The organism is Bordetella holmesii (assembly GCF_020735985.1).
Lineage (GTDB): Bacteria > Pseudomonadota > Gammaproteobacteria > Burkholderiales > Burkholderiaceae_B > Bordetella > Bordetella holmesii.
Window position 1 is genome coordinate 1208715 of record NZ_CP085973.1, and the last position, 19323, is coordinate 1228037.

Below are 19323 nucleotides of genomic sequence, written 5' to 3' on the forward strand. Positions count from 1 at the left end.
TTCAGTGAAGAGCATTCCAGAGATTGATTGTGGCGTAACTGCGCCAGGGTTGCCAGGCCTGAGCCAGCTCACGAATCTGGCCGGCTGTGCGTGGCGCCAGCGCCTTCTTCACGCCAAAGTCGGTCGGCATGAAGGCATCCGTCCAGGCCATGGCCCGCATGGCGATGTACTGGGCGGTCCAGGGGCCGATGCCCGGCAGCGTAAGTAATTTTTGAACTTCATCTTCGGCAATGGCGCCGGGCCCGAAGTCCAGCTCGCCGGTGCTAAGCGCGTGGGCCAAGGCCCGGATCGTGCGTGCACGCGTACGAATGATGCCCAGCGGCCCCAGGTGGGTCTCGATGTCGCCATTCAGCTCCAGAATACGCTCGGGTGACGGGAAGGCATGGCTTAAGCCCGGCACGCCTGTTTCCACGGCGATGCCGTAATGGCTGACCATCCTGCTGGCCAGAGTCCGGGCGGCTCCGACGGTGATCTGCTGGCCGAGGACGGCGCGCACCGCCATCTCAAAGGGATCGAAGCTGCCAGGCAGGCGGGTGCCGAGAATTTGCATGGACTCGGCCAGAGTATTCATGCCGGCCAGGCCTTCGTGCACGGGATGAGGGTCGCAGGTCAGGTCAAAGAGGTGACGCACGCGGGCCAGCACAATGGGAAGCACGGGTAACAGGGTCAGCGACACCTCGAGGTCGAGCGCGTGCCGCGCGGGTAAGTGGCGCACGCTTATCCAGCCGGTATGCATGCCGCCGTCGGTGCCGGTAAGCGCCACGGCGCGGGCGTAGCGTTGTGCATCGACGATTTCTATGCCCGGGATGGCGCGCGACGCCAGAAAACCGAGCATGGTCTCCCATCGGTAGGGGGGGCGGTAACTCAGCTTGAGCCGGATCTGGCTGGAGGGCTCGGCCCGTTTGCGGCGACGCAGCGCCGTCGGCGCCAGGCGGTAGCGCGCCTGAAAGAGCGCATTGAATCGCCTCAGACTGCCAAAGCCGGCGGCCAGGGCCACGTCCACCACGGCTAGGTGTGAAGATTCAATAGGTTGTATGCATGGTTCATCCGAACCGGATTTGAGAAACTGGAAATCGCCAACCCCCCAGTTCACTCAAGGAGCCCGGCCGGATGAACACCCATAAGCATGCCCGATTGACCTTCCTACGTCGCCTCGAAATGGTCCAGCAATTGATCGCCCATCAAGTTTGTGTGCCTGAAGCGGCCCGCGCCTATGGGGTCACCGCGCCGACTGTGCGCAAATGGCTGGGCCGCTTCCTGGCTCAGGGCCAGGCGGGCTTGGCCGATGCGTCCTCGCGCCCGACGGTCTCGCCCCGAGCGATTGCGCCGGCCAAGGCGCTGGCTATCGTGGAGCTGCGCCGCAAGCGGCTGACCCAAGCGCGCATCGCCCAGGCGCTGGGCGTGTCAGCCAGCACCGTCAGCCGCGTCCTGGCCCGCGCCGGTCTGTCGCACCTGGCCGACCTGGAGCCGGCCGAGCCGGTGGTGCGCTACGAGCATCAGGCCCCCGGCGATCTGCTGCACATCGACATCAAGAAGCTGGGACGTATCCAGCGCCCTGGCCACCGGGTCACGGGCAACCGACGCGATACCGTTGAGGGGGCCGGCTGGGACTTCGTCTTCGTGGCCATCGATGACCACGCCCGCGTGGCCTTCACCGACATCCACCCCGACGAGCGCTTCCCCAGCGCCGTCCAGTTCCTCAAGGACGCAGTGGCCTACTACCAGCGCCTGGGCGTGACCATCCAGCGCTTGCTCACCGACAATGGCTCGGCCTTTCGCAGCCGCGCCTTCGCCGCGCTGTGCCATGAGCTGGGCATCAAGCACCGCTTTACCCGACCTTACCGCCCACAGACCAATGGCAAGGCCGAACGCTTCATCCAGTCGGCCTTGCGTGAGTGGGCTTACGCTCACACCTACCAGAACTCCCAACACCGAGCCGATGCCATGAAATCCTGGCTACACCACTACAACTGGCATCGACCCCACCAAGGCATCGGGCGCGCTGTACCCATCTCCAGACTCAACCTGGACGAATACAACCTATTGACAGTTCACACCTAGGTCGGTATCGGTGAGAAGGTTCTTGGCCAGCAGCAGGCGGCTAGTTTGCAGGTATTGGATCGGGTTGACGCCGAACTCGGCCATAAAGACCCGGCGCAGATGGCGGTCGGTGCAGCCCAGCTCTTGCGCCAACGCACGTACGCTGGCGTGGCGGCCGCCATGATCGTCCATCAACCTGGCCGCGCGCCGCGCCAGCGATGTGCGGGCGTCCATAGGCGAGTGGCCGGGCGCCAGTTCCGGGCGGCACAACAGGCAGGGGCGAAAGCCGGCTTGTTCGGCTGCGGCGGCGGTATGGTGAAAACTGCAGTTTTCCAGTTTTGGCACGCGCACCGGGCAAACGGGCCGGCAGTAAATGCCGGTGGAAGACACGCCGACGAAGAAGCGTCCATCGAACCGCGCATCTTTCGCTTTCAGTGCGCTGTAGCACGCTTGGCGTGCGTCACCGGTCATTGGCTGGGTATCCATGTCATCCACTCTAAACCCTGCCGCCGCAGGTTTCTCGCCATTTTCGGACCTCATAGCGTGCCAGGGTGTCAGCTTCCGCGTTTCAAACCCGCCACATGCGCAATCACCATATCGCGCATGGCGCGCGCGGGCAGCGCAAGCAGTTTGTTTTTGTGAGTGAGGATGAAGACCTCGCGCTTGAAGCTGCTGTCTTCAATCGGGACGATGGCCAGCGACGGCCGGCGGAATTGATAGAGCGTCAGCGAAGGAACGATAGTCAGGCCGACGCCGCTTTCGACCATGGCGCTGGCCGTGGCCAGATGCTCGACCTCCAGCACGGTGTTGAGCGGGTAGGGGCTGAACGCGGCGTCCACATGCTGGCGCACGCTGCTGTGGCTGACGAAGTTGACGATGGGATATTGCACTATCTGCTCCAGCGTGACGCGTTTGCGCTGCCGGGCCAGCGGATGATCGGGCGGGCAGACCAGATGGAGCTGGTCCTGCCATAGCAACTGGCGTTCGAGCTTGGCGGTATGGCGATCTTCCGTGGCGATGGCGAAGTCGATGTCCCCGGCGGCCAAAAGCTCCACACAATTCTGCGACATCCCATCGCGCAGCACTGTGGTCACGCCGGGGTATTGGGTACGGAACTGGCGAAATACCGGCGGCAGCCAACTGGCGGCCACCGAGGGCAGGGCGGCAACCTGAACCGAGCCGATGCGGCCAGCGGCATAGTCCTGCAGGTGTTGGAGGGCTGTCGTGGTTTCGTTGAGCGAGCGGCGGGCAAAGGATTCGAATAGCTTGCCAAACGGCGAAAGCTCGATATTGCGTGTATTGCGCACAAAAAGCTGCGCATCGAGTTCTTCCTCCAGCGACTTGATCAGGGCGCTGAAAGCCGGCTGCGACAGCCCGATCTCGGTTGCGGCACGGGTGAAGTTCTGCTGGTCGGCGGCGCTGACAAAGGCGCGCAACTGGCGCGTGGAGACGTTCATCTATTGATTTGAATATTGGATTAGTTGTTTTGAAATTTCGATTTTACTTCTGAGTTGGCGCCGCCCACAATTCGCCCATTCCAACAATGCAAAGAGACAATGGTGACGCCGCTCTGGATTGGTTGTGGGGCCGGATTTTCGGGGGACCGCCTGGACGCGGCCTTGCCCGTGGTGCGCACCTTGGCCCGGCGGCCAGGCCGGCGCGTCCTGATTCTGGAAACCCTGGCCGAACGGACCCTGGCGTTGGCACAACTGGCGCGCCGCGAGAATCCGCAGGCCGGTTATGAGCCGTTGCTCGAACCCTTGCTGCGCCCGGTGCTGGAGCTCTGCCTGACCGAGCGCATCGCCATTGTCAGTAACTTCGGCGCGGCCAATCCCTCGGGGGCGGCGCAACACATCCTGCGGTTGGCCAAGGCCATGAACCTGCGCGCGCCCAAAGTCGCCATCGTGCATGGCGACGATCTGCTGGCGCGGGCAGACGCTCAGACGCTGATCGCGCAGGCCGGGTTGGCCCGCCCGGCAGCCCTGGTCAGTGCCAACGTGTATCTTGGCGCCGAAGCCATCGCGGCGGCCTTGCTCGACGGCGCCGATATCGTGGTGACGGGTCGCGTGGCGGACCCGTCGCTGGTTTGCGGACCCGCGCTGGCCCATTACGGGTGGTCGCCGCAGGATTGGGATCGACTTGGGCCTGCGACGATGGCCGGACACCTGCTTGAGTGCGGCTCGCAGGTGACGGGAGGCTATTTTGCCGACCCGGGTTTCAAGGATGTACCCGATTTGTGGAATCTGGGTTTTCCTGTCGCCGAGATCCTGCCCGACGGGCACTGCATCGTGGGCAAGGCCGACGATACGGGCGGAATCGTCGACCGCCGCACGGTCACTGAGCAATTGCTCTACGAATTGCACGATCCGGCCGCTTACCTGACTCCGGACGTGACGGCAGATATCAGCGTGGCGACGCTCACCGACCTGGGGGCAGATCGTGTCGCGCTGGCAGGGGTGCGGGGCCATCGTCGTCCTGACACCTTGAAAGTCCGCGCTTTCTATGAAGGGGGATGGCTGGGCGAGGCCGAGATTTCTTATGGCGGCCCGCGCGCCGAAACGCGCGCGCGGCTGGCCGCCGACGTCATCCGGCGCCGCCTGGGTGGCGAGTTGCGGGTCGACCTCATCGGAGTGCAGAGCCTGCTGGCCGATGATGAGGGACGTTTCATGAGTGTCCTGGCCGATGGCGGCGCGCGTGATGTACGCCTGCGCGTGGCGGGCAAATACTCCGCACGCGAGGAAGCCGACACCCTGGCACGCGAAGTCAACGCCTTGTATTGCTGCTGCCCGGCCGGCGGAGGCGGAGTTCGCAGCGCGGTGCGCCGGCGCCTGGAAACGCGCTCGGCCTATATCGACCGCAATCTGGTCAACGCAACCCACGAGGTGCTGGCATGACGAACGGCAGGCGCGTTCACCTCTTTGAAGTGGCGCATGGGCGTACGGGCGACAAAGGCAATCGCTCCAACATCAGCGTCATTGCCTATGACCCGGCACTTTACGACAGCCTGGTGGATCAGGTAACCGAAGAAGCGGTCAGACGTGTATTCGCGCATCGGCGGCCTGGCGCCATCCGCCGCTATCTGTTGCCGCAATTGGCGGCCATGAATTTCGTCATCGACGACGTGTTGGACGGAGGAGTGAATGACTCGCTCAATCTGGATTCGCACGGTAAGTCGCTGGCGGGGTATCTGCTGGACCTGGAGATCGACCTGCCCGGCGCTGCGCCGGGCTGACACTCACTGCCCACAACAAGCCGCTACGTACGGCTTACCCATCCATCGGAGGAGACATATGAAGACAGTCAAGCATTGGTTGGTGGCGGCAAGCGCCATCGTGGCCTGCACCGCCCACGCCGAGAACATCAAGATCGCCTATAACGGCGATATTTCGGGCTCGCCTTCAGCGGAATCAGGCCAGATCGGCGTGATGGGGATCGCCGCCGCTGTCGAGGACATCAACAAGCGCGGCGGTGTATTGGGCCGCAAGCTTGAATTTCTGGTGCGTGATGATCTGGGCCAGCCGCCCAAGTCCATCCAGAACATGACCGATCTGATCGACCGCGAGAAAGTGGCCGTCGTCTTCGGGCCGACCAATTCCGGCAATGCCCTGGCCTGGAAGCATATCGCCAACCAGAAAAAGATGCCGGTCCTGGTCTCCAGCGCCTCAAGTACGGCGATCACCGAGCCGGCGGGCAACAATCCCAACTATCTGTTCCGCATTTCGATGGTGGACCGCGACCAGGCAGCCGCCCTGATCGCCTATGCCGCCAAAAGCCCTCAAGCAAAAAAAAATCGGGTTTTTTGTCGAGACTACGGGCTACGGGCAAGCGGGTCTGAAGGATATGGAGCAGATCGCGGCACTGCACGGCATCAAGCCGGTGGTGATCGAAAAGTTTGACGCGCGCGACACGGACATGACCTCGCAGTTGGGCAAGGCCAAAGCCGCCGGCGTAGATACCTTGGTGGTGTGGGCGCAGGCCGCGCCGCTGGGGCATCTGGTGCGCAGCATGGAGAAGATCGATTACATGCCCCGCGTACTGACGACCTGGGCGGCGTCGTTCAGCGGTTTTCCGCAGGTTGCCGGCAATAAATTGATGGAATGGCCGGTGTTTCTCACCACGTCCAGCCAGGCCAAGTCACCGGCAGCGAAGTCCTTGCTCGAGCGTATCGGTCCGAAGTTGGCCAACCCGTCGATGTTCTGGGCCGCCAGCCAGGCATACGACACGGTGCTGGTCTGGGCGGCGGCGGCCGAGCAGGCCAAGAGCCTGGATGGCGCGGCCGTGCGAGCGGCCATGGAGGATCTGCAGCAGCCCGTCGATGGTCTGGTCAAGCAATACCAGAAACCTTTTACGGCCACCAATCACGAGGGCCTGCAGGCGCAGGACTACCATTGGTCGCGCTGGCAGGGCGGCAGTGTCGTGGACTTTGCGGATCCGGTGCTCGACGCCATGACCGCCGCCGACTTCAAGAAGTAAGGATCCGGGCATGTCGACGACCCTACTTCAGGCCTTGATCGGCGGGTTGACCATGGGCGGCATCTACGCATTGATCGCCCTGGGTTTCAGCCTGACCTACACGACCACGCGCACATTGAATTTCGCGCAAGGCGACTTCGTGTCCGTGGGCGCTTTCGTGGGCCTGGCTGCGGTCGGCCTGGTGGCCAGCGCGCTGGCCATCGATCCGGCCACCTCGCCGTGGGCCTATGTGCTTGCGGTGCTGGCTGCCTTTCCTAACGGCCTGTTCGGCAAGACACTGGTGGAAAAAGTATGAGCGTCGCACAAACTCAGGCGCCGCCCGCAGCCGGCCCGCGCATGCCGCCTTTCGCCGCGGTGGCGACGACGGCGCTTCTGGCCGTCCTGGCCATGGTGCTGACCAATGATTTCTATCTGCGCATTCTGTTCATGTGTGGCGTCTATTACCTGTGCGCCGCAGGCATGAATGTGCTGGCCGGATATGCCGGGCAGAAGTCGCTCGGCCAGGCAGGCTTGTTTGCTGCGGGCGCGTACGCCGCGGCTTTGCTTACCACGCGTTGGGGTTGGCATCCGGCCTGGGCGCTGTTGGCCGCGCCGCTGGCGGCCGCGCTGGTGGGGTTGTTGATTGCCTTGCCATCGCTACGCGTCAAGGGACCGAGCCTGGCATTGGTGACCCTGGCCTTTGGCATCGTCGTTGAAAAACTCGTGACAGAGTGGACCGATGTGTTTGGTGGTGCCCAGGGTATTTATGGCATCGCGCCGCTGGCCTGGGCCGATGCACCGTTTAGCCTGCAGCAGTGGGTGTGGCTGGTGCTCGGTCTGAGCCTTTTGGTTCACCTTGTGCTCAAACGGGTGTTGCAAGGCAGGTTCGGTCGGGCATTGTTGTCCTTGCAGTTTGATGAGATTGCAGCGGCCTGTTCTGGTATTGCGGTATATCGTTACAAGACGCTGGCGTTCATGGTGGCCGCGGCCTTGTGCGGTCTGGCCGGGGCGTTGGTGGCGCAGCAGAACCAATACTTCAATTCTGACTTCATCACATTTCATCTGTCGGTGTTCATCTTGCTGCTGGTCTTGCTCGGTGGCGCCGGTACGATCTATGGCCCTTTGGCCGGCGCCGTCGTATTGACGCTGGCTGAGGTATTCCTGGCTCAGAGGCCATTTGCGCAGCATTTCATCTATGGTGCGATGCTCTTGTTCGCGTTGTATCTCATGCCGCGGGGCATTGTTGGCCTGTTCGACAGACGGCGCACACCAGCGGCCGGACCGACGGGCGTGCAGACCTGCGAGCCAGCGTTGCCGCATCGGCATGTGGCCGCGGACGTGCCGTTGTTGCAGCTCAAAGGCATATGCAAGAACTTTGGCGGCGTGATGACGGCGCAGAACATCGATCTGGTCTTGCAGCCCAGGCACATTCATGCGCTGATCGGGCCCAACGGGGCGGGCAAGAGCACCTTGATCAACATCCTGACCGGCGTGATCGCGCCGAGCGCAGGCACGCTGATGCTGCAAGGCCGCGACATGACGCATGCGGGTGCGCACAAACTGGCCGCCGCCGGGGTGGCGCGCACGTTTCAGAACCTGCGTCTTTTTGGCGTGTTGTCCGTGCTGGATAACGTGCTCGTTGGTGCGCACACCCGTCTGGAGCAGGGCGTTTCGGAAGCCCAGGCACGGCAGGAAGCACTGGATGTCCTGGCATTTACGGGCTTGTCCGGTTACGCGCAGGCCGTGGCCGGCAGTCTGCCCTATGGCGTGCAGCGCAGAGTCGAACTGGCGCGCGCCCTGGCCAGCCGTCCCGCGCTGTTGTTGCTGGATGAGCCCGCCGCCGGTCTTAACCCCCAGGAGACGCGCGAGCTGGGTCAACTGGTGCGCCGCATTGGCGCCCTTGGCGTGGCGGTGCTCTTGGTCGAGCATGATATGAGTCTGGTGATGAATATTTCGGATCACATCGTGGTGCTCGATCGCGGCATCGTCATCGCCGAGGGTAATCCCCGGCAGATTCAGCACGATCCGCGCGTCATCGAAGCCTATCTGGGCACCGATACGGGATGGGAGGACTGATGCTGGCTATCGAGGATATGGCGATCTCCTATGGGCCCATGCGTGCCTTGCGCGGGGTATCCATGCATATCGGGCAGGGCGAGATCGTGGCTTTGCTAGGCGCCAATGGCGCGGGCAAGAGCAGCCTGCTGCGCGGCATCATGGGTTTGATGCCGGCGGCGGGCGCGTTGCGTTTTGAGGGCCGAGATCTGTGCGGCCTGTCTACACCCGAACGGGTCATGGCCGGACTGGCCATGGCGCCTGAAGGCCGGCAGGTGTTTACGGATCAGACCGTGCACGAGAACCTGCTGCTTGGCGGCTATCTGATACGTCACGACCGGCCCCGCCTGGCCCGGCAGATTGAAGGCTATTTCGAGATGTTCCCCCGGCTCAGAGAGCGCCGTGAACAGGTGGCAGGCACGCTCAGCGGTGGCGAGCAGCAGATGCTGGCCATTGCGCGGGCGCTGATGTCCAACCCGTGCCTGTTGATTCTCGACGAACCGTCGTTGGGGCTGGCACCCCTGGTGACGGCCGACATTTTTCGAGGCCTCAAACGCCTGCGCGATGCGGGCATGACAATACTGCTGGTTGAGCAGATGGCCAATCAGGCGCTGGCTATTGCCGATCCGGCCTATGTGCTCGAAGGCGGAACGATGACGCTGCAGGGTCTGGCTGCTGACTTGCGCCGCGACCCGCGCATACGCGAGGCCTATCTGGGCGGCGAGTTCGCGCCCGAGGCCGTCCATTGACTTCATTGAATAAGGAATTGCCATGACGCTGGCTCAATATGGTTGCTTTATCGACGGCGTATGGGGGGCTGCCGGTTCGGGCGAAATGCTCGATGTGCTGGACCCGGCCACCGGAGAACCGATCGCTCGGATTGCACGCGGCCAGGCCGGGGAGGTCGACGCCGCGGTGCAGAGCGCGCGGCGCGCCTTGCGCGGTTGGGCGGAGTGCCCGCCTGTGCAGCGCGCCCGCATATTGGCCGAGATTGCCCGGCGCATCACTCTGGAGCAGGACCATCTGGCCCGTTTGGAATGCCAGGACACGGGTAAGCCGCTCAAACAGGCACAGGCCGATGCCGTGGCCGCCGCCCGGTTTTTTGAATACTACGCGGGGGTGGCAGACAAGGTGCTCGGAACCTCGATCCCCTTGGGGGCGGAGTATTTTGATTTCACCGTGCGCGAACCCATGGGGGTGACCGCGCAGATCGTGCCCTGGAACTATCCCTTGCAGATCGCCTCGCGCGGCCTGGCGCCGGCCTTGGCGACCGGCAATACGGTGGTGATGAAGCCAGCCGAGCTGGCCTGCCTGAGCGTGCTGGAACTCACGCGCATCTGCCACGAGGCAGGCCTGCCCGCTGGTGTTCTCAACGTCGTGACCGGCTTGGGCCATGAGTCGGGAGCCGCCCTGGCCGCGCATCCTGGCGTCGGGCTGGTGGTCTTTACCGGTTCGGTTGCGACCGGCAAAGGGGTGATGAAGGCAGCCGCCGAGAATATTGTGCCCGTGCTGTTGGAGCTGGGAGGCAAGTCGCCTAATATCGTGCTGGACGATGCCGATCTGGACATGGCTGCGCCGCTGCTGCTGAAAGCCGCCTTTCCGCACGCGGGTCAGACGTGCTCGGCGGGCACGCGCATTCTCGTGCAGCGCGGCGCACACGCGGCCCTGCGCGAACGCTTGACGGCGTTGGTCGGCCAACTGCGGGTCGGGCCCGGGTTAAGCGACCCCGACATCGGGGCGCTGGTCAGCCGCGATCAGCAACGCAAAGTGCAGGGCTACATCGAGATCGGCCGTCGGGAGGGGGTGGACGTCATTGCGGGCGGGCAGCCGGTTGCCGGCGCCGACCTCGACGCCGGCAACTTCGTGATGCCGACATTGCTCGATGGTGCCCACGCGCAGATGCGGGTGCACCAGGAAGAGATCTTCGGGCCCGTGCTGACGCTGCTGCCTTTCGATGATATCGACGAGGCGGTCGATATTGCCAATGGCACGGAGTACGGATTGGTCGCAGGCATCTGGGGGCGCGATGTCAGCCGCACGCACCGCCTGGCGCAACGGGTGCAGGCCGGACAGGTCTTCGTCAATTGCTATGGCGCCGGTGGCGGGGTGGAACTGCCCTTTGGCGGCTACCGTAAGTCCGGCTTCGGGCGTGAAAAGGGCCTGGACGCGTTACTGTCATACACCCAGGTCAAGAACATCTGCATCCGAATCTAGGTCTCTGTCATGTACACAGTCTCGAGTTTTTCCTGCCCGACCCGTTTGGTTTTTGGCGTGAACGCCCATCAGCAACTGCCGGCCATCGTGGCTGGCGCAGGCGCGCAACGGGTGTTCCTGGTCGTGGATCCGGCGCTGGCGCAGGCAGACATCACGCGAGCCATCATGGCCAGCCTGAACGAGCGGCAGTTGTCGCTGGCAGTGTTCGCCGAGGTCGAACCCGACCCCAGTGACACCACGGTGCACGCTGCCTACGATCTGTGCCGCGCCCGGCAAAGCCAGGCCATCATCGCCATTGGCGGGGGCAGTACCATCGATGTTGCCAAGTCGGTGGCGATTCTGATGACCAACGGCGGACGCATTGCCGATTACGAAGGCATAGAGAAGTTCAGCATCCCGCCCATGCCGCTGTACGCGGTGCCGACCACCGCGGGGACGGGCTCCGAGGTTTCCGGCGCCTGCGTGGTCACGGATACGGCGCGCAACGTCAAGATGGCCATCCGGCATGCGGCCTTCAGTCCTGCCCAGGTGGCTATCCTCGATCCGCTGGCCGTCAGTTCCATGCCTGCGCATGTGGCCGCTCATGCGGGTATCGATGCCTTTGTGCATGCATTCGAATCGTACTTGTCCAAGTTGGCCAATCCTTTTTCGGATGCCGTGAATCTGCACGCCATGAAGCTGATCGTCGGCAGTATCCGCCAGTTCGTGGCCAATCGGCGCAATACGGCCGCAGCCATGGACATGTTGTGCGGATCCTCGATGGCGGCGATGTCCTTTGGCGTCACGGGCCTGGGCAACGTGCACTGCATGGCCATGCCCTTGGGGGCGCTGTTCCATATACCGCACGGTTTGGCCAACGCCTTGTGTCTGCCGACAGTGGCCGAGTTCAATCTGATGGCCAACCCGGCGCGTTATGCCGATGTGGCGGCCATCTTCGGCCTGGACTGCCGCGGCGTGCCGCCGTTGGCGGCCGCGAGGCTGGCGGTGGGTGCGATACGTGAGCTATGTGCGGATCTGGGCGTGCCTGTGCGGTTGCGCGATGCAGGGGTGGCGGAGGATGCGCTCGACGAACTGGCGCGGCGCAGCTATGCGGCGGATTACAACCGCTGGAATCCGCGCCACACGACCGAGGCGGATTTCCGCGGCCTGTTCCGTCGCGCGTTCTGACGCCTACGCGCAGGCTTCGGTTCTGGCCAGCACGATCTCGATGTTCGCGGCTTGCCCGAGAGTGCGAAGGTCTGCCAGGATGATCCGTCGCCGGGCCTGCGCCGCCGTGGCGCGTGCCACGGCGGCGCGATAGCAGTAGACCGACGCGACGGCGTCGCAGCTCGCGGCCCGCCAAGCATTTGGCGGGCCGCCGACCAGCCAGACCTGCGTGGCCGGGCGCGAAACCCATGCGGCGGGCAAGCCAGCATGAGTTGCTGCGGCCAGGCGCGTAAAAGCGCGGGGCGTCATGGTGGTCGGGGCCGAGGCGGGGAAAAGCGGGCAGAAAATCGGGGATCGCGCTGCGGCAGCCGCTGCAACGCAGCCCTGCACGCGCCTGGAGCGTTGGGCACGGGTCGCCGCCATGGCTTAACATGGAGGCAGGCTAGGCTGCCTCGGCGCCGGCCGTCTTCCGTTTTTTGGTAGCACCCGTTATATGTCCATTTCTCCAGGCATCGTCGACGACCTTGCCGCAGCGTCTCCTGAACTTTCTCCCGCCCAAACCCGCCGAGCCCTCTTTGCCTTGGGGGTGGGCGGCTTTGGCATCGGCACCGGCGAATTCGTCATCATGGGCCTGCTGCCCGACGCCGCCAGCGATCTGGGAGTGTCCATTCCCCAGGCAGGCCACCTCATCAGCATCTACGCCTTGGGCGTCGTCATAGGAGCGCCACTGCTTGCAGTGCTGGGGGCGCGCTGGCCACGGCGCAGCTTTCTGATCGGTTTGATGCTGGTGTTCGCCTTGGGTAATTTTGTCAGCGCCGCAGCCCCGGGCTTTGCCTCCATGGCGACCGCGCGTTTTTTCACCGGTTTTCCGCATGGCACGTTTTTTGGCGTTGCCGCGTTGGTCGCAGCCGGTCTGGTGCCGATCTATAAACGAACGCAGGCCGTCGCCATGGTGTTGCTGGGCCTGACCATCGCCACGTTGGTGGGCGTGCCCATCGCCGCGGCCATCGGGCAGTGGCTGGGGTGGCGATCGGCGTTTGCCATCGTGGGCGCCATCGGCCTGCTGACGGCCTTGCTGGTCTGGCGCTGGGTGCCATACATGCCGGGTAACAAGGCCGCCAGCCCCTTGCGTGAGCTGGATGCGTTGCGCCGCAAACAGGTCATTCTGACCCTGGCCATCGGCGCGATCGGTTCAGGCGGGATCTTCTCTGTCTTCAGCTACATCAAACGGACCATGATCGAGGTCGCGCACATGCCAGAGGCCTGGGTGCCGGCCGTGCTGGCGCTGTTCGGGGTGGGCATGGTCAGCGGCAATTTGCTCGGCTCGCGTTTTGCCGACCGCAATATTGAACTGACCATCCGGTATGTACTGATCTGGGCAGCTATCGTACTGACGGCTTTTTTCCTGACCTCGCACAGCGCGATCCTGGGTTCGATCAATGTGTTGCTCATCGGCACCATCGTGGCGCTCGGCTCGACCTTGCAGACGCGGCTGATGGACGTGGCCGGCGATGCGCAGACGCTGGCCGCGGCGCTGAATCATTCGGCGTTCAATGTGGCCAACGCGCTGGGCGCCTGGCTTGGCGGCGTGAGTATCGACGCCGGGCTGGGCTGGTCGTCGACCGGGTGGGTGGGCGGCCTGCTCGCCCTTGCAGGTCTGGCCACCCATTACTGGGCCCTGGCCGATATGCGCAAACGTGCTCGCTGAACCGCGCTGGCCTGGGTCAGCGCGGCGCGCGCGAGCCGGGGGCTCGCGCGCAGTAAGCAAGATGATCAGGCCAGGGCAGCCTCGTAGCGGCGCTGCACTTCGGGCCAGTTGACGACCTCGTAGAACGCCGCGATGTAGTCCGGACGGCGGTTCTGGTACTTCAGGTAGTAGGCATGCTCCCAGACATCCAGACCCAGGATGGGGGTATAGCCTTCCATCAGGGGGCTGTCCTGATTGGCGCTGCTTTGCACCACCAATTTCTTGTCCGGCCCCACGCTCAACCAGGCCCAACCGCTACCGAAGCGCGTCAGTGCCGCCTTGGTGAACTGTTCTTTGAAGCTATCCAGTCCTCCCAGGTCGGCATCGATCGCGGCGGCCAGACGGCCTTGCGGCTTTCCGCCGCCCTTGGGCGACATCACTTCCCAGAACAGGCTGTGATTGGCATGGCCGCCACCGTTGTTGCGTACAGCGGCGCGGACGTCCTGGGGCAGTGTTTCGATGCCAGCGACCAGTTCTTCGATGGGAGGAAAGGGCAGCCCCTTGGCCTGCAGGGCGGCATTCAGGTTGTTGATATACGTCTGGTGATGTCGCGTGTAGTGGATTTCCATGGTCTGCGCATCGATATGCGGTTCGAGCGCGTCGTAGGCATAGGGCAGGCTAGGCAGGGTGTAAGCCATCTCGATCTCCTTCTTGTCCGGGGATACTCGGGGCGCCGACATGGCGCACCGGACAGGAGACGGCGGTGTGAGCGGGCATGGTGAGCGATCCTAGGCAGAAGAGGCGAATGGTAGGGAGTTTTACGGCCAGGGCGAAGTAAGTCCTTGCCGCGGACAGGGCTTTTGGCCACCTTCGGCGCTATCGGTATGGCTGCGCCGCGTCGAGGCCCATCTCTGCAATGTAGCGCGCTGGCGGCTTGCCCAGGGACTTTTTGAACATGGAAATAAAGGCCGTGACCGAGTCGTAGCCTAGCGCGCCGGCGACCTGTTGCACACGGTGGCCGCTAGCCAACAGGCGCAGTGCTTCGATCAGATGGATCTGCTGACGCCACCGACCAAAGCTCAAACCGGTCTCGGCCTGCACCAGCCGCGCGAGCGAGCGTTCGCTCATCGCGACCCATGCCGCCCATTCTCCCAACGTGCGCCGGTCGGCAGGGTGCTCCGCCAGCCGTCGCGCAATGCGGCGCACGCGAGGCTCCTGGGATACCGCCAGATGCAAGGTCGTCACGGGCATGCGCGTCAACTCTTCCAGCAGCACGGTTGCTTTGCGCTGCTCGGGGCCGTCGCCCGGGTAGTCGGCCGGCAGCCGGGCCATTTCCAGGACAAGCTCACGCACCAGTGCCGTGATTCCCAGTGTGCAGCAGCGTGCCGGCAACGCGGCCGCGCCGGGCTGCACGAAGAGATAGGCCAGCCGAGCGTTGGCGGTGGCCCGAATACTGTGCGGCATCATGCCAGGCACCCAGACCGCGCAGTGCGGCGGAACCATCCACAAGGCATCGGCTACCTCGCAGATGGCGGCGCCTTTCAAGGCCAGTACCAGTTGCCCCTGCTGATGCCTGTGCACGGGGACTTCGCTCTGGATATCGGAGACGTCTACGCGTATTCCGACTGCCGGGCTGCGCAGCGTCTCCATATTCACATCTTGCAGAGCCTGGACCAGCTCTACCGAGCGCGGGGCAAACATGGACATGATTTGGCGGAATTCAGCGATTTAATGTCTATATAGCTTAATTCATGAAGATACCGGACACGCTAGGCTCCTGGTTTACGTAATCAGAGTCTCTTATGTCGAATCGATCCCGCACGGTGTGGCTGGTTGTCGGCCTGTTGCTGGTGGCCGCCAATCTGCGCGCGCCCGTCACGGCCGTGGCGCCGGTCCTGTCCATTCTGCAGGAGCAGTTCCGGCTGTCGGCAGCCCAGGCTGGCCTGCTGACCACCTTGCCCTTGTTGGCGTTCGGGCTGGTGTCGCCGTTTGCCGGCGCGATTGCTCGCGCCCATGGCCTGGAGCGCACGGTGCTGGTCGCGCTGTTGGCGATCGCCGCCGGCGTCCTGCTGCGATCTGCCGGCGCCATCTCGGCCCTTTATGCCGGCACGCTGCTCGCGGGGATGGGCATCGCGTTAGGCAATGTCCTGCTGCCCAGCATCATCAAACGCGACTTTCCAGGGCGAGTCGCGCTGGTGACGTCCGCCTGCGCGCTGACCATGGGGGGCGCAGCGGCAATCGCCTCGGCCAGCGCAGTGCCGCTGACCGGTGTTGGCGGCTGGCCGCTGGCGCTGGCTCTGCTCGGACTGTCGTTCTGGCCTGCGTGGGCGCCCCTGTGGGCCTTCTGCCTGGGCGCAGGCTCGGGGGCAGGTTTGATTCTGGCGTTGATGTTCATGGGGCTGCGAGCGGCCACTCCACGCACGGCCGCCGCGTTATCCGGCATGGCACAGTGCTTGGGCTATCTGCTGGTAGCCAGCGGGCCGCTTCTGGCAGGTAAGGCGTATGCATGGTCGCACAGTTGGACCCAGCCTCTGGGTATCGGGGTCGTACTGTGCGTGGCCATGGCAGGTTTCGGGGCGTTGGCCGGGCGGGCGCGCTTGCTCGGCGATGGTGTTTTGCCTTCAGCACAAAAAAGATAATAATAGTCACTCTCAATTGAGAGTGAGGCATCGTGAGTACCGTTGGGCCGGACTGGTCTTTGCCAGCGTCCAGGCCCGCCATGCAGTTGGCGGGCGGGTCGCTGCGTTTTCTGCGTGCCGAACGCATGCCCGAAGCGCTTTCGCCAGGCTGGAAGTTGGTGCTGTTGCTGGAAGGGCGACTGCGCTACCGGGTGGGAGGTGGGCGCGTGACAACGGTGTGCGGCCCGGCCGTGCATCACAGTCTGTGTCGCGAGCCCTGGTCCATGGAGCATGAGTTCGACAGCCAATCTCAGCTGCGCTTTGTATCTGTGCGCTTGCCCCTTGATGCGTTGGCGTGCAGTTGCGGCCTCGATGGCGATGAGCTGGCGTATCGTCTCGGGGCGGGGACTGATGCCTATGCCGAATCTAATCGGGCTGCCCCTCCTGGTCTGATGGCGCTGGCGCGCCAGATGCTGGATTGTCCGGTACCCGATGCGCTGCGAGAACTTTATCTCTCCGCCAAGGCGAGTGAACTGGCCGCGTTATCCCTGGCGGCCTTGCTGCCGCGCCCGGCGTCCAGCGGCCTTTCTCCTGCCGACTGCGAGCGCTTGCATCAGGCGCGCGATCAGCTGTTGGCCCATCTGCAGCAACCGCCCAGCCTGCCCGCGCTGGCTGCGGCCGTCGGCATTAACGTCAACAAGCTCACCAGCGGATTTCGACGCTTGTTCGGACAGAGCGTGTACGCCTTTGTGCGGCAGGCGCGTATGGCGCAGGCGCATGCGCTGTTGGCCGAGGGCCGGCTGACGGTCAGCCAGGCCGCGTATGCGTGTGGTTATACCGATTCGCATTTCAGCAAGGTTTTCCATCTCCATTACGGGGTCTTGCCGCGCGACGTGGCACGGTAAGTAAAGTCTTCCGCGATCGGCATTAAAACTTCCGCAATCGCCATTCATGCCGGAGTCATCTTTCTAGAATCTCGTGAGAATTATTCTCATTGACTGGAAAGAGGAACGGTCGTGTCAAACAGCAAGGAAAAGCCCGGCTTGCGGCAAGCCGCAGCCTGCCTGGCAAGTGCCATGGCGCTACCCGTGGCGGCGCAGGATGTGGTGCTGATGCAGGCGGTGAGCGTGAATGCGCCGAGCGCCCAGACGGTTTCGCTGGGCAAGCAGTCGCTTACGTTGCAGGAAATCCCCCAATCGGTATCGGTGATCGGGCAGGATCAGATGCGCGAGCAGAACTTGCAGACCTTGGACGAGGTCATGCAGCACGCCACCGGCATCACGGTGCAGCCGTATCAATTGCTCACCACAGCCTATTACGCGCACGGTTTCAAAGTGGACTCCTTCGAGCAAGACGGTGTACCCGTATTGATGGGCAATACCGCGGCCTCGCCGCAAGATATGGCTGTCTATGAGCGGGTGGAAATTCTGCGTGGCGCCAATGGCCTGATGCACGGCTCGGGGAATCTGGCAGCGACGGTCAACCTGGTGCGCAAGCGTGCGCAGCGCGAGTTTGCCTTCAATGGCAGTCTGCAGGCCGGAAGCTGGGATCATTACCGTGCCGAGGCCGATATCGGCGGGCCCTTGAACGACGCGGGCAACGTCCGCGGGCGGATGGTGGCCGCCTATGAAGACCGCGGTTATTTCTTTGATGTGGCGGACCAGCAGTCGACGCTCTTTTATGGCGTGGGCGAGATCGACCTGGGTGCGGCGACGGTGTTGACGGCGGGGGTGCAGTACCAGCACATTCGTTCGACGACGAATATGGCCGGTGTGCCACGATACAGCGACGGCGGCGATATCGGCTTGTCGCGGTCGACCTTTCTGGACGTCGACTGGGATCGCTTCAACTGGGATACCACTCGCTGGTTTGCCGACGTGGAACATCAGTTTGCGTCGGGATGGCGTGGCAAAGTCAGTCTCAATTACCTGAGGTCAGACAGCCATCTGAAGTACGCGGGGGCTTATGGCGCCATCGACCGCAAGACTGGGCTGGGATCGCGCCTGATGGGCGGGGCGTACAAATTCGACAACAGCCAGACTAGCGTTGATGCCTACTTGTCCGGACCCTTGACCCTCTTCGGGCGAGAGCATGAGGTGGTGTTGGGCGGCAATGTGCAGCGTGTCACGACCGAACAATACACCGCCGCGTTCTCGCCGGCGCTGAATGTGCCTGTCAACGTGTTCGACTGGGACCCGCACAGTGTCGCCGAGCCGGCGACCGGGACGTACCGGTCGCCTGGCGAGACGCGAGTCAAACAACAGGGGGTGTATGCGATGGGGCGGTTCTCGCTTGCGGACCCGCTCACGCTGGTATTGGGCGGGCGCATGAGTTGGTGGAACCAATCCGCGCCTACTGCGGGGCAGCGCATTGACCCGGAATTCACCCCTTATGGCGGCTTGGTGTTCGACCTCGATAGCCGATGGTCTGTTTATGCGAGCTATGCCGAGGTATTTCAGCCGCAAAGCGAGCTCACTCTCGACGGCCAGCCATTGGATCCTATCCGAGGCAGCAGTTACGAAGCCGGTGTCAAGGGCGATCTGGACGGCCTGAATCTGTCCGTGGCGCTGTTTCAGATCGACCAGAAAAATCGTGCTCAGCAGGACCCGCAATGGCCTTGCGTGGGCAACGCCTGCTATTACATTGCGGGTGGCAAAGTGCGCAGCCGCGGCCTGGAGTTGGAAGCCTCCGGCCGCATCCAGCCCAATTGGACCGTGACGGCGGGTTACACCTACAACACCAGCAAGTATCTGGAGGATGCGGTCTCGGCTGGGCAGCCCTTCGCTCGCTTCACGCCCAAACACATTTTGCGCCTGTGGACGCAGTACACGCCCGCGGTTTGGGAGGGGCGTTTGTCGGTGGGCGGTGGCCTGCGCATGCAATCGAATTTTTCCACCGTATCGGCGGGCACGACCCTGAGGCAGGGCGGGTACACGCTGGTGGACGCTCGCTTGGGCTGGCGCGTGAACAAGCATCTGACGGCCTCTGTCAACCTGAACAACCTCTTTGACCGGCGCTACTACCAGAGCTTGTCCAGCACAAGTTGGAACAACCGTTATGGCGAGCCTCGCAATGTCATGCTGACACTGCGTGCCGAGTATTGAAGCGCAG

At 63.5% G+C, this 19323-nt stretch carries 19 protein-coding genes and 1 pseudogene; 14 read left to right on the plus strand and 6 right to left on the minus strand.

Features of this window, described 5'->3' with window-relative positions:
• Position 1: 1 nt before the first annotated feature.
• Complete coding sequence (locus LK440_RS05735) at positions 2 to 1006, minus strand: AlkA N-terminal domain-containing protein (protein WP_005014348.1); 1005 nt, start codon at positions 1004 to 1006, stop codon at positions 2 to 4.
• 104 nt (positions 1007 to 1110) lie between these two features.
• Between LK440_RS05735 and LK440_RS05740 the strand changes: the two genes are divergently transcribed.
• Positions 1111 to 2061 (plus strand): IS481-like element IS481 family transposase, encoded by a 951-nt coding sequence (locus LK440_RS05740; protein WP_005013747.1) that lies wholly within the window; start codon positions 1111 to 1113, stop codon positions 2059 to 2061.
• On the opposite strand, the pseudogene LK440_RS05745 reads toward LK440_RS05740, so the two are convergent.
• Both LK440_RS05745 and LK440_RS05750 read right to left on the minus strand, forming a co-directional pair.
• Positions 2053 to 2511: pseudogene (locus LK440_RS05745) on the minus strand (bifunctional transcriptional activator/DNA repair enzyme AdaA); the annotation flags it as partial. The gene LK440_RS05740 and the pseudogene LK440_RS05745 sit on opposite strands and share 9 nt — an antisense overlap.
• 83 nt (positions 2512 to 2594) lie before the next feature.
• Entirely contained in the window at positions 2595 to 3497 is a 903-nt protein-coding gene (locus LK440_RS05750) for a LysR family transcriptional regulator (protein WP_005014344.1), read from the minus strand.
• A 99-nt stretch (positions 3498 to 3596) separates the two neighbouring features.
• Between LK440_RS05750 and LK440_RS05755 the strand changes: the two genes are divergently transcribed.
• The 9 genes from LK440_RS05755 to LK440_RS05790 are packed head-to-tail and all read left to right on the plus strand — an operon-like array spanning position 3597 to position 11928.
• Positions 3597 to 4934, plus strand: coding sequence for an acyclic terpene utilization AtuA family protein (locus LK440_RS05755; RefSeq protein WP_005014342.1), 1338 nt, complete (start codon positions 3597 to 3599; stop codon positions 4932 to 4934).
• Complete coding sequence (locus LK440_RS05760) at positions 4931 to 5272, plus strand: AtuA-related protein (protein WP_005014339.1); 342 nt, start codon at positions 4931 to 4933, stop codon at positions 5270 to 5272. The genes LK440_RS05755 and LK440_RS05760 overlap by 4 nt, the downstream gene beginning before the upstream one ends.
• A 58-nt stretch (positions 5273 to 5330) precedes the next feature.
• On the plus strand, positions 5331 to 5936 hold the full coding sequence (locus LK440_RS17835) for an ABC transporter substrate-binding protein (RefSeq protein ID WP_230580944.1): 606 nt from the start codon (positions 5331 to 5333) through the stop codon (positions 5934 to 5936).
• Positions 5872 to 6513: an ABC transporter substrate-binding protein gene (locus LK440_RS17840; RefSeq protein ID WP_242697913.1), complete on the plus strand. Its 642-nt coding sequence runs from the start codon at positions 5872 to 5874 to the stop codon at positions 6511 to 6513. Before LK440_RS17835 ends, LK440_RS17840 begins: the two co-directional genes overlap by 65 nt.
• A 10-nt stretch (positions 6514 to 6523) precedes the next feature.
• Entirely contained in the window at positions 6524 to 6808 is a 285-nt protein-coding gene (locus LK440_RS05770; protein ID WP_005014337.1) for an ABC transporter permease subunit, read from the plus strand.
• The gene (locus LK440_RS05775; protein WP_005014336.1) at positions 6805 to 8568 is read left to right on the plus strand and encodes a branched-chain amino acid ABC transporter ATP-binding protein/permease; all 1764 of its coding nucleotides are present in this window, start codon (positions 6805 to 6807) and stop codon (positions 8566 to 8568) included. The genes LK440_RS05770 and LK440_RS05775 overlap by 4 nt, the downstream gene beginning before the upstream one ends.
• Positions 8568 to 9296: an ABC transporter ATP-binding protein gene (locus LK440_RS05780; RefSeq protein WP_005014333.1), complete on the plus strand. Its 729-nt coding sequence runs from the start codon at positions 8568 to 8570 to the stop codon at positions 9294 to 9296. The genes LK440_RS05775 and LK440_RS05780 overlap by 1 nt, the downstream gene beginning before the upstream one ends.
• A 22-nt stretch (positions 9297 to 9318) precedes the next feature.
• Positions 9319 to 10761 (plus strand): aldehyde dehydrogenase family protein, encoded by a 1443-nt coding sequence (locus tag LK440_RS05785; protein ID WP_005014331.1) that lies wholly within the window; start codon positions 9319 to 9321, stop codon positions 10759 to 10761.
• Positions 10762 to 10770: 9 nt separating this feature from the next.
• A complete protein-coding gene (locus LK440_RS05790) occupies positions 10771 to 11928 on the plus strand; it encodes an iron-containing alcohol dehydrogenase (protein WP_005014330.1) in 1158 nt (385 codons plus the stop codon).
• 3 nt (positions 11929 to 11931) lie between these two features.
• On the opposite strand, the gene LK440_RS05795 is transcribed toward LK440_RS05790, so the two are convergent.
• Positions 11932 to 12216, minus strand: coding sequence for a hypothetical protein (locus LK440_RS05795; RefSeq protein ID WP_005014328.1), 285 nt, complete (start codon positions 12214 to 12216; stop codon positions 11932 to 11934).
• Positions 12217 to 12400: 184 nt separating this feature from the next.
• On the opposite strand from LK440_RS05795, the gene LK440_RS05800 reads away from it, so the two are divergent.
• Positions 12401 to 13615 carry an MFS transporter gene (locus tag LK440_RS05800; protein WP_005014326.1) on the plus strand — a complete coding sequence of 405 codons (1215 nt, stop codon included), beginning with the start codon at positions 12401 to 12403 and terminating at the stop codon, positions 13613 to 13615.
• A 65-nt stretch (positions 13616 to 13680) separates the two neighbouring features.
• On the opposite strand, the gene LK440_RS05805 is transcribed toward LK440_RS05800, so the two are convergent.
• Positions 13681 to 14292 carry a superoxide dismutase gene (locus tag LK440_RS05805; RefSeq protein WP_005014322.1) on the minus strand — a complete coding sequence of 204 codons (612 nt, stop codon included), beginning with the start codon at positions 14290 to 14292 and terminating at the stop codon, positions 13681 to 13683.
• 178 nt (positions 14293 to 14470) lie between these two features.
• Positions 14471 to 15301, minus strand: coding sequence for an AraC family transcriptional regulator (locus LK440_RS05810; protein WP_005014320.1), 831 nt, complete (start codon positions 15299 to 15301; stop codon positions 14471 to 14473).
• Positions 15302 to 15396: 95 nt separating this feature from the next.
• Here LK440_RS05810 and LK440_RS05815 point away from each other — a divergent pair, with 95 nt between their 5' ends.
• The 3 genes from LK440_RS05815 (at position 15397) to LK440_RS05825 (ending at position 19316) form a co-directional block, all read left to right on the plus strand.
• A complete protein-coding gene (locus tag LK440_RS05815; protein WP_005019603.1) occupies positions 15397 to 16233 on the plus strand; it encodes an MFS transporter in 837 nt (278 codons plus the stop codon).
• 32 nt (positions 16234 to 16265) lie between these two features.
• Positions 16266 to 17117 carry a helix-turn-helix transcriptional regulator gene (locus LK440_RS05820; RefSeq protein ID WP_227944791.1) on the plus strand — a complete coding sequence of 284 codons (852 nt, stop codon included), beginning with the start codon at positions 16266 to 16268 and terminating at the stop codon, positions 17115 to 17117.
• A 171-nt stretch (positions 17118 to 17288) separates the two neighbouring features.
• Positions 17289 to 19316 carry a TonB-dependent siderophore receptor gene (locus tag LK440_RS05825; RefSeq protein ID WP_242697814.1) on the plus strand — a complete coding sequence of 676 codons (2028 nt, stop codon included), beginning with the start codon at positions 17289 to 17291 and terminating at the stop codon, positions 19314 to 19316.
• Positions 19317 to 19323: the final 7 nt, after the last annotated feature.

Excerpts from the sequence above, each read along its gene's own strand:
- LK440_RS05740 (WP_005013747.1), top strand. The coding sequence starts at position 1,111 with ATGAACACCCATAAGCATGCCCGATTGACCTTCCTACGTCGCCTCGAA.
- LK440_RS05750 (WP_005014344.1), bottom strand. The coding sequence starts at position 3,497 with ATGAACGTCTCCACGCGCCAGTTGCGCGCCTTTGTCAGCGCCGCCGAC.
- LK440_RS05755 (WP_005014342.1), top strand. The coding sequence starts at position 3,597 with ATGGTGACGCCGCTCTGGATTGGTTGTGGGGCCGGATTTTCGGGGGAC.
- LK440_RS05760 (WP_005014339.1), top strand. The coding sequence starts at position 4,931 with ATGACGAACGGCAGGCGCGTTCACCTCTTTGAAGTGGCGCATGGGCGT.
- LK440_RS17835 (WP_230580944.1), top strand. The coding sequence starts at position 5,331 with ATGAAGACAGTCAAGCATTGGTTGGTGGCGGCAAGCGCCATCGTGGCC.
- LK440_RS05770 (WP_005014337.1), top strand. The coding sequence starts at position 6,524 with ATGTCGACGACCCTACTTCAGGCCTTGATCGGCGGGTTGACCATGGGC.
- LK440_RS05775 (WP_005014336.1), top strand. The coding sequence starts at position 6,805 with ATGAGCGTCGCACAAACTCAGGCGCCGCCCGCAGCCGGCCCGCGCATG.
- LK440_RS05780 (WP_005014333.1), top strand. The coding sequence starts at position 8,568 with ATGCTGGCTATCGAGGATATGGCGATCTCCTATGGGCCCATGCGTGCC.
- LK440_RS05785 (WP_005014331.1), top strand. The coding sequence starts at position 9,319 with ATGACGCTGGCTCAATATGGTTGCTTTATCGACGGCGTATGGGGGGCT.
- LK440_RS05790 (WP_005014330.1), top strand. The coding sequence starts at position 10,771 with ATGTACACAGTCTCGAGTTTTTCCTGCCCGACCCGTTTGGTTTTTGGC.
- LK440_RS05795 (WP_005014328.1), bottom strand. The coding sequence starts at position 12,216 with ATGACGCCCCGCGCTTTTACGCGCCTGGCCGCAGCAACTCATGCTGGC.
- LK440_RS05800 (WP_005014326.1), top strand. The coding sequence starts at position 12,401 with ATGTCCATTTCTCCAGGCATCGTCGACGACCTTGCCGCAGCGTCTCCT.
- LK440_RS05805 (WP_005014322.1), bottom strand. The coding sequence starts at position 14,292 with ATGGCTTACACCCTGCCTAGCCTGCCCTATGCCTACGACGCGCTCGAA.
- LK440_RS05810 (WP_005014320.1), bottom strand. The coding sequence starts at position 15,301 with ATGTCCATGTTTGCCCCGCGCTCGGTAGAGCTGGTCCAGGCTCTGCAA.
- LK440_RS05815 (WP_005019603.1), top strand. The coding sequence starts at position 15,397 with ATGTCGAATCGATCCCGCACGGTGTGGCTGGTTGTCGGCCTGTTGCTG.
- LK440_RS05825 (WP_242697814.1), top strand. The coding sequence starts at position 17,289 with ATGGCGCTACCCGTGGCGGCGCAGGATGTGGTGCTGATGCAGGCGGTG.